At 71.2% G+C, this 7,165-nt stretch carries 9 protein-coding genes and 2 pseudogenes; 4 read left to right on the forward strand and 7 right to left on the reverse strand.

Translation table 11 applies throughout. The features are described from left to right. Together AC32QD_RS11705 and AC32QD_RS11710 are read right to left on the reverse strand one after the other, a co-directional pair. The coding region (locus AC32QD_RS11705; protein ID WP_492010691.1) for an AAA family ATPase at nucleotides 1-147 on the reverse strand (147 nt) is incomplete at its 3' end. A gap of 226 nt (nucleotides 148-373) precedes the next feature. Continuing rightward, on the reverse strand, nucleotides 374-991 hold the full coding sequence (locus tag AC32QD_RS11710; protein WP_492010683.1) for a hypothetical protein: 618 nt from the start codon (nucleotides 989-991) through the stop codon (nucleotides 374-376). 342 nt (nucleotides 992-1,333) lie between these two features. On the opposite strand from AC32QD_RS11710, the gene AC32QD_RS11715 reads away from it, so the two are divergent. After that, nucleotides 1,334-1,774: a CBS domain-containing protein gene (locus AC32QD_RS11715; protein WP_492010684.1), complete on the forward strand. Its 441-nt coding sequence runs from the start codon at nucleotides 1,334-1,336 to the stop codon at nucleotides 1,772-1,774. Here AC32QD_RS11715 and AC32QD_RS11720 read toward each other — a convergent pair. Then, the gene (locus tag AC32QD_RS11720; protein ID WP_492010685.1) at nucleotides 1,771-2,277 is read right to left on the reverse strand and encodes a Smr/MutS family protein; all 507 of its coding nucleotides are present in this window, start codon (nucleotides 2,275-2,277) and stop codon (nucleotides 1,771-1,773) included. The two genes, AC32QD_RS11715 and AC32QD_RS11720, sit on opposite strands and share 4 nt — an antisense overlap. A gap of 197 nt (nucleotides 2,278-2,474) precedes the next feature. Further along, nucleotides 2,475-3,140: a Tim44/TimA family putative adaptor protein gene (locus AC32QD_RS11725; protein ID WP_492010686.1), complete on the reverse strand. Its 666-nt coding sequence runs from the start codon at nucleotides 3,138-3,140 to the stop codon at nucleotides 2,475-2,477. Nucleotides 3,141-3,444: 304 nt separating this feature from the next. Here AC32QD_RS11725 and AC32QD_RS11730 point away from each other — a divergent pair, with 304 nt between their 5' ends. Continuing rightward, nucleotides 3,445-3,948 carry an FxsA family protein gene (locus AC32QD_RS11730; RefSeq protein WP_492010687.1) on the forward strand — a complete coding sequence of 168 codons (504 nt, stop codon included), beginning with the start codon at nucleotides 3,445-3,447 and terminating at the stop codon, nucleotides 3,946-3,948. 592 nt (nucleotides 3,949-4,540) lie between these two features. Further along, nucleotides 4,541-5,110, forward strand: coding sequence for a protein-export chaperone SecB (gene secB, locus AC32QD_RS11735; RefSeq protein WP_492010688.1), 570 nt, complete (start codon nucleotides 4,541-4,543; stop codon nucleotides 5,108-5,110). Nucleotides 5,111-5,123: 13 nt separating this feature from the next. On the opposite strand, the gene AC32QD_RS11740 is transcribed toward secB, so the two are convergent. Together AC32QD_RS11740 and AC32QD_RS11745 are read right to left on the reverse strand one after the other, a co-directional pair. Beyond that, nucleotides 5,124-5,513 (reverse strand): VOC family protein, encoded by a 390-nt coding sequence (locus AC32QD_RS11740; RefSeq protein WP_492010689.1) that lies wholly within the window; start codon nucleotides 5,511-5,513, stop codon nucleotides 5,124-5,126. Continuing rightward, nucleotides 5,510-5,869, reverse strand: coding sequence for a hypothetical protein (locus tag AC32QD_RS11745; protein WP_492010690.1), 360 nt, complete (start codon nucleotides 5,867-5,869; stop codon nucleotides 5,510-5,512). Before AC32QD_RS11745 ends, AC32QD_RS11740 begins: the two co-directional genes overlap by 4 nt. Nucleotides 5,870-6,077: 208 nt before the next feature. Between AC32QD_RS11745 and AC32QD_RS11750 the strand changes: the two are divergent. Then, a pseudogene (locus AC32QD_RS11750) lies at nucleotides 6,078-6,857 on the forward strand (carbamoyl phosphate synthase preATP-grasp domain-containing protein); the annotation flags it as partial. Between the two features lie 47 nt (nucleotides 6,858-6,904). On the opposite strand, the pseudogene AC32QD_RS11755 reads toward AC32QD_RS11750, so the two are convergent. Further along, a pseudogene (locus tag AC32QD_RS11755) lies at nucleotides 6,905-7,114 on the reverse strand (ATP-binding protein); the annotation flags it as partial. Nucleotides 7,115-7,165 lie beyond the last annotated feature (51 nt).

A 7,165-nucleotide genomic window follows, 5' to 3' on the forward strand; every position in this document is an offset into this window, starting at 1 on the left:
ATAAAGACTTGAGATAAAGTCGTACAAGTCCGCCAAATTGCTCTTTCCGGAAGCATTGGCCCCGACTATCACTGATACATCGCCCGGCGCCCAAGACACATGGCGTAATGATTTATAGTTTTCAACATACAGGGATTTGATTTTCATAATATTTTTTTATCTCGTGCGTGCGTTCATTTTCGGCATTTTCGTGGTTGGGTTGTCTCCCACGATGTTCCTATACCATCCAATCTGTCCGGCCATCAACTACTAGCCGCGAGCCGGCCGGCCCGCACCATCAGCGCGTGAAGCTCGTTGAATGGCGGGCCGGCCCGACCCACCCTCTCGCCCTATCCACGCCACCGATGGCGCCCGGGCGGCGGAGCCGCCTGCCCTAGCGGGCGCGGGCCAGCCGGCGGCCGCGGGCTTCCGCCTCGCGCAGCTCGGCGTCGCGGGCGTCCATCTTGGCCACCTCGGCGTCGAGCAGCTTGAAGCGCAGGGCGACCAGCTCGGGGTGCATGTCGTTGACGCGGTAGCGGCCGTGCGAGACCTTGACGACGAGGCCGCGCTCGGCCAGGCGCGCCAGCGTGTCGGAGGCGTAGCCGTGCGGCAGGGCGTGGTAGCCCAGGCGTTCGAGATGGGCGTGCATCTCGGCCACCTTGACGTGCTCCTCGCCGTAATGGGCGAGCACGCCGAGGCGCTCGACCACCGCCTCGATCCGGCTGTCGGGCTTGCGCCCGCGCGGGGGGCGCAGGGTCTCGGCCAGGCGGGTCAGGCGGGGGCCGTGGCGCTCACGCACACGAGGCGGCAGCGCCTGCGCCGCGGCGTCGACCGCGGTGACCAGCTTGCGGCGCCTGAGCTCGGCCGCGGCCAGCGCGTCGCGCAGCCGCGCGATCTCGGCGCTCGCGGCCTCGGCCTCGGCGATCAGGGTCTCCACCGCATGGGAGACATCTTGGGAGACATCTTGGCAGACGTCAGGCGCGGCGGGCGCGCCGGTGTGGGTATCGCTCATCTGGGGATCTCCGCGCCCACCGGGGGGGGTGACCCGAGGATTTCGGACGACAATCGTGGGGCCCCGGCGGCAAGCGGCGCAGCATGACATTGCCGGATTTGAGTTCCGTTAATGTCACGAAAGTCGCGGCAGAGGTAAAACTGCGCCGCAATGGGACGGAACCGTGTCAAGGCTGCGTTAACTCCTATATTCAGGCTGTAAGAGTCGACGGGCCCGAGCAGGCGTGATCGGTGCGGTGTGGAAAGGCGCGGCCGATCGCGCTAGGGTGGGCCGGAAGGCAGGTTGCCCGGACCCCGCGCCGCAAGCGCACGAGGCGAGGGCGCGTATCCAGGAGGAGCAAGGATGAAGGTCGCCGCAATCCTGAAGGGCAAAGTGCCCGGGGTCATGTCCGTCCGCCCGGACGAGAGCATCGCCACCTTCGCCCACCGCATGCGCATGGCCCGCGTCGGCGCCATGATCGTGACCGGGAAGAAGGGCGAGCTGGCGGGCATCATCTCCGAGCGCGACGTGGTCTACGGCATCGCCGAGCACGGCGCGCAGGCGCTGAGCATGACCGTCGGCGACCTGATGACGCGCAGCGTCATCACCGTCACGCCCGAGGACAGCATCGCCCGCGTGGCGCATATCATGACCGAGCGGCGCGTGCGCCACCTGCCGGTGGTGGACAAGCGCGAGCTGGTCGGCATGGTCAGCCTGGGCGACGTGGTCAAGCACCGGCTGGAGGAGATGTCGCTGGAGGCCAACGTGCTGCGCGACATCGCGGCGGCCGGGCCGGGGGTCTAGCTTTCGGGGGACGGGCGGCCGCGGGCCTCGCGGCGCTTCTTCAGATAGACATAGATGGCGCCGGCGCCGCCGTGGCGCGGATGGGCCTGGAAGATGCCGACGATGCGGCCGGCATGCGGGCCGGCGCGCAGCCAACCCGGCACCTGGCGGCGCAGGAGCCCCGGCGGCGGCAGCGTGAAGGGCGCCTGGGCGCCCGGGCCGGTGCGGGCGCCGCCCTTGCCGGTGATCACCAGCACGAGGCGCAGATCGCGGGCCACGGCGCCGGCGATGAAGCGCTCGAGCGCGCGGTGGGCCCGCTCGGCGCTCATGCCGTGCAGGTCGATGCGGTCCTGGGGCTCGGCGCGGCCGTTGCGCAGGCGGCGGGAGACGCCGCGGTCGAGGCCCGGCGCGGTCGGGCCGGCGCGGGCCGGCACGGGCGGCGGCGCGAGGTCGTAGGTCACCGGCGGCAGCCGCTGGCCGGGCGCGGCGGGGCGGAGCGGGCGCGGCAGGGGGGACGGGTTCAAGGGCGGATCGGATGCGGCGGGACGCGCGGGCGGCGGGGTGGGCCGGAGCGCAGCCGGATCGGCCTGCGGAGCGCCGGCGCTCTCCCCGGGCGCCGGGGGTGCGCCGCGCCGCCCAGGCGGCAGGGGCGCGGTGTCGCGCATGACGGCGCGCCAGAGCGCCCGGTCCTCCGGCCCGAGGGGGGGTCGGCGGCGCCGGCTCACTCGCCCGTGGCCGCGAGCAGCCAGTTCGGGTCGGCGGCGCCCATGCGGCGCGAGAAGGTCCACACGTCGGTCTGGCGGCGCACCTCGTTGGGATCGCCCTCGACGACGCGGCCCTCGGGGTCGCGCACGCTGGTGATCATCTCGCCGACGAAGCGCAGGGTGATCTCGGCCTCGCCGTTGTGCGGGTCGTAGCTGGCGGCCTCGAGGCGGACGTCGCGCACGCCGATGAAGCGGGACTCGACCTTGAGGCCCTTCTTCTCGCGCTCGGCGAGCGAGGACTCGAAGGCGTCGCGCACGTCGGGCGCGAGCAGATCGTCGAGCGTCTCGCGGTCGCCCTGTTCGTAGGCCATCAGGATCATCTCGTAGGCGCCGCGCGCGCCGTCGACGAAGCGCGAGAGGCTGAAGTCGGCCTCGGCCTCGCGCATCTGGGCGAGCGCGCGGGTGGCATGCTCGGGCACCGGGCGGCTCAGGCCGGGGTCCTCCTCGGGCGCGTCGGCCTTGGCGGCGGGCAGCGCGTGGCCCTCGGCCGGGGCGTGCTCGCGGCGCATGTAGTCGGGCGGCGCCTCGTAGCCCGTGCGCGTGCCGATCACCGACTTGAGGCGGAACAGCACGAAGGCGGCGATCGCAAAGAGGATCAGAAGTTCTATCACCGAGGTGCCCATCGCCGTCGCTCACATTCGCCCCGGGTTCGCCCCGGGTGCGCCCCGGGTTCGCCCCGTATTCGCCTCCGGCCGGCCACCGGCCGCTGCCTTGAAGCGTCGCAGCCGAGCAGCGGCCCCGGAGCCGCCGCTGGCGTGCCGCCGGTTCCTGCCCGCTGGCATCGTTCCATCCTCGGCCTTATGTAAGGGGCCGGCCGGCCCGAGTCCATGCGCCGGGCCCAAATGTATGCGGCGCAGCGGGGGCCGGGCCCCCGCGGCAGACCGGGCCCGCCGGGAGCGGAGCCCCGCTAAAGAGGGAACGCGCGACATGCCGATCTTCCTGGCGCTGGTCATCGTGCCCCTGATCGAGATCGCCCTGTTCGTCGAGGTGGGCGGCTGGCTGGGGCTGTGGCCGACGCTGGCGATCGTGCTGCTGACCGCCTTCGCCGGCACCACGCTGATGCGCGTGCAGGGGCTGGCGACCGTGGGCGAGCTGCGCCAGCGGCTGGAACGCGGCGAGGACCCGACCGGGCCGCTGGCGCATGGCGGGCTGATCCTGGCCGCCGGCCTGTTGCTGGTGACGCCGGGCTTCTTCACCGACGCGGTGGGGCTGGCGCTCCTGGTGCCGCAGGTGCGCGCCGCCGTGATCCGCTTCCTGGCCAAGCGGGTGATCACGGTGGTGAGCCACGGCGGCCCGCGCGGAGGCGACGACGGGGGCGGTCGCGGCGCCGGGCCGGGCACGGTCGAGGGCGAGTACAAGGTGGTCGACCCGGACGGGGACGAGGGCGAGGAGAAGGCCGGCGGGCGCGGCGATGGCGGGCGCCTGCGCTGAGGGCCGGGCGGCTGCTCCAGGGAAGGACCCAGTCTGCGCGAGGCGCGATTTTCACGCATGCGCCCGGCGCGTCGGCGCCGGGTCACGGCTGCCATGAGGCCCCGGCTCGGGGGCCGGGGCAGCGGAGGGTGTGGGGCACCCCGCGGCTGGGGGGCGTGGAGCGCCCGCGGCTAGTGGCTTGGTCTGAAATCTGCACCCGCCGACAACCCGGCCGTCGGAGGCAGGGACCAAGCCGTATCGAACGTGATCCGCGCGGGTCTTGCAAGCAGCAAGCCGCCGGTTACGAAGACGAAACGTAGCTGGGAAATGCATCTGGAAAATGCGTCTGGAAAAGGAGCCAGCTGACCTGACGACGCTTCCGTGCGGCAAAACGGCCCGGATTGTCCGGCGATTGCGCGCCGCAGACCTGATGATGGAATTCACGGAGGGAGCTCGATTATTCACGCATGCGCGTTTTGGCACGCCAGAGTGCCCAGGACCGTGAGCGCTGGAATTTCGAGCCAACCGATGCCCATGCGGGCCCGATTGCCCTCGCCCGCGTGATCTGCTAGGCGCCGGCCAGACCTTTGCCGCCGCCGAGAGGAGCGCATCGATGGCCGAGAACGGAGATCAGGGCGCGGGCAAGCCGCCGTCGCCCGAAGGGAACGCCCAGGGTGGGAACCCGGGTCAGGACCAGGAGCTGCAGATGCCCGACGTGCAGATCCTGGCGCAATTCGTGCGCGACCTGTCGTTTGAGAACGTCGGCGTGATCCAGGGCACGCCCGCGCACGGCCAGCCGGACATCTCGGTCTCGGTCAACCTCGACGCCGGCCACATGAGCGAGGACAACTACCGGCTCAACATGAAGATCACCGCCAAGGCGGTGACGCCCGAAGGCACGCGCTTCCTGGTCGAGCTGGACTATGGCGGCGTGTTCTTGATCCAGAACGCGCCCGAGAGCCACATTCACCCGATCCTGTTCATCGAGTGCCCGCGCCAGCTGTGGCCGTTCGCCCGGCGGGTGGTGGCCGACGTGACGCGCGATGGCGGCTATCCGCCGCTGATGCTCGACAACATCGACTTCGCCGGACTCTACCGCCAGAAGATGACCGAGATGCAGGGCGAGGCGGGCCAGGGCGAGGCGGGCCAGGGCGGCGCGGCCGAGGGCCTGAAGCCCAACTGAGCGCGGCGGGCCCTCAGGCCGGGTTGGCGACCTCGACCAGGTTGCCGTCGGGGTCGCGGAAATAGATCGAGCTCAGCGGCCCGGTGGCGCCGGTCTTCGCAACCGGCCCCTCGATCACCACGACGCCGAGCGTGGCCAGATGCGCCGCGATCTCGGCGACGGGGACCTCGGAGAGAAGGCAGAAATCGGCCGAGCCCGGCACCGGGCGCTCGGCCCGGGGCGCGAACTCGGCGCCGGCCTGGTGCAGGTTGATCTTCTGGGCGCCGAAGGAAAGCGCGCGGCGGCCGCCGGCGAAGGTCTCGGCCCGCATGCCCAGCGCCCGCCCGTAGAAGGCCACCGTCGCCTCGACGTCGCCGCAGGTCAGCACGAGATGGTCGAGGGCGCGCACCAGCAGGCGGGTCACGCGATCTGCTCTCCGTCGGGCCCGCCGATCAGCCCGGCCTGCGCGGGTTTCTCGTAGTCGGCCGGGGCCTCGCGGCCGCCGCCCTCGTGCTTGAACTCGTAGCCCACCAGCCCGTCGCGGGCCCAGGCGAACTGGGCCAGGCGGCGGCTGATTCGCTCCTCGTCGAGCAGGATGTCGACATAGCCGCGCAGATGCGGCAGGCCGTCGGCCTCAATCACGAAGCCGGCATGGGTCAGCTCCAGGACCCGGTGCTTGCGCGGGCCGGCCACGACCAGGTGGCGGCTGCGCGCGCTGCGGCTGTTCACCTCGGCGTGCTGGAGCTCGGAGAGCACCTTGCCGGGGAGGATCTCGTCCATGGCGCCCTCCTGAGCGGTCACGCGGGGAGTATGGCGACCGAATCACTGAAGAAAAAAGTGAAATTTGCAAATGTTCCGTGAACGCGCGAGGCGCCCGGTGCGGCGGTGCGGGCTTTCTTGCGCGCCGCCGCAGGATCGCTATAACGCCCTCGGCCACGCCGGACGCGGGTGCGCGCCGGCGCCGGTGAGTGCGCGCCACGGAGAGCCCATGCCGAAGCGGACCGACATCTCCTCGATCATGATCATCGGCGCGGGGCCCATCGTCATCGGGCAGGCCTGCGAGTTCGACTATTCGGGCACCCAGGCGGTCAAGGCGCTCAGGGAGGAGGGCTACCGGGTCATCCTGGTCAACTCCAACCCGGCCACGATCATGACCGACCCGGAGATGGCGGACGCCACCTATGTCGAGCCGGTGACGCCCGAGGTGGTGGCCCGCATCATCGAGCGCGAGCGGCCCGACGCGCTCTTGCCCACCATGGGCGGGCAGACCGGGCTGAACACGGCGATGGCGCTGGCCGACATGGGGGTGCTGGACCGCTTCGGGGTCGAGCTGATCGGTGCCAACCGGGCGGCCATCGAGATGGCCGAGGACCGCGAGAAGTTCCGCGAGGCGATGGAGCGGATCGGGCTGGAGAGCCCGACGGCGACCATCATCACGGCGCCCAAGGGCGCCATGGGCAAGCCCGACATCGCCGAGGGGCTGCGGCGCGCGGCCGAGGCGCTGGCGCATGTCGGCCTGCCGGCGATCATCCGCCCCGCCTACACGCTGGGCGGCACCGGCGGCGGCGTCGCCTACAACCGCGAGGACTACGAGCGCATCTGCCGCACCGGGCTCGAGGCGAGCCCGGTGGGCCAGATCCTGATCGACGAGTCGCTGCTGGGCTGGAAGGAGTTCGAGATGGAGGTGGTGCGCGACCGCGCGGACAACGCCATCATCATCTGCTCGATCGAGAACGTCGACCCGATGGGCGTGCCCACCGGCGAGGCGTCCATCCCGTTGCGGCAGATCCGCTCGTAGTCCTCGCGGTTGTAGGCCACGCCGCCGCCGGTGCCGCCCAGCGTGTAGGCGGGCCGGATGATCGCCGGCAGGCCGATATGCTCCAGCGCCTCCATCGCCTCGGCGACACCCGCCTTCAGGTCGTGGCGGCCGTCGGGCAGCTTGGGCGCGGTGACGATGGTGGCCTTGGGGTTCTCGATGCCCAGCCGGTCCATCGCCTCGCGGAACAGCTTGCGGTCCTCGGCCATCTCGATGGCCTCGCGGTCGGCGCCGATCAGCTCGACGCCGAACTTCTCCAG

Source organism: Thermohalobaculum sp. (assembly GCF_058622915.1).

Coding starts and splice junctions, on each gene's coding strand:
- secB (WP_492010688.1), top strand. CDS start 4,541: ATGGCCGAGAACGGAGATCAGGGCGCGGGCAAGCCGCCGTCGCCCGAA.
- AC32QD_RS11715 (WP_492010684.1), top strand. CDS start 1,334: ATGAAGGTCGCCGCAATCCTGAAGGGCAAAGTGCCCGGGGTCATGTCC.
- AC32QD_RS11730 (WP_492010687.1), top strand. CDS start 3,445: ATGCCGATCTTCCTGGCGCTGGTCATCGTGCCCCTGATCGAGATCGCC.
- AC32QD_RS11725 (WP_492010686.1), bottom strand. CDS start 3,140: ATGGGCACCTCGGTGATAGAACTTCTGATCCTCTTTGCGATCGCCGCC.
- AC32QD_RS11710 (WP_492010683.1), bottom strand. CDS start 991: ATGAGCGATACCCACACCGGCGCGCCCGCCGCGCCTGACGTCTGCCAA.
- AC32QD_RS11745 (WP_492010690.1), bottom strand. CDS start 5,869: ATGGACGAGATCCTCCCCGGCAAGGTGCTCTCCGAGCTCCAGCACGCC.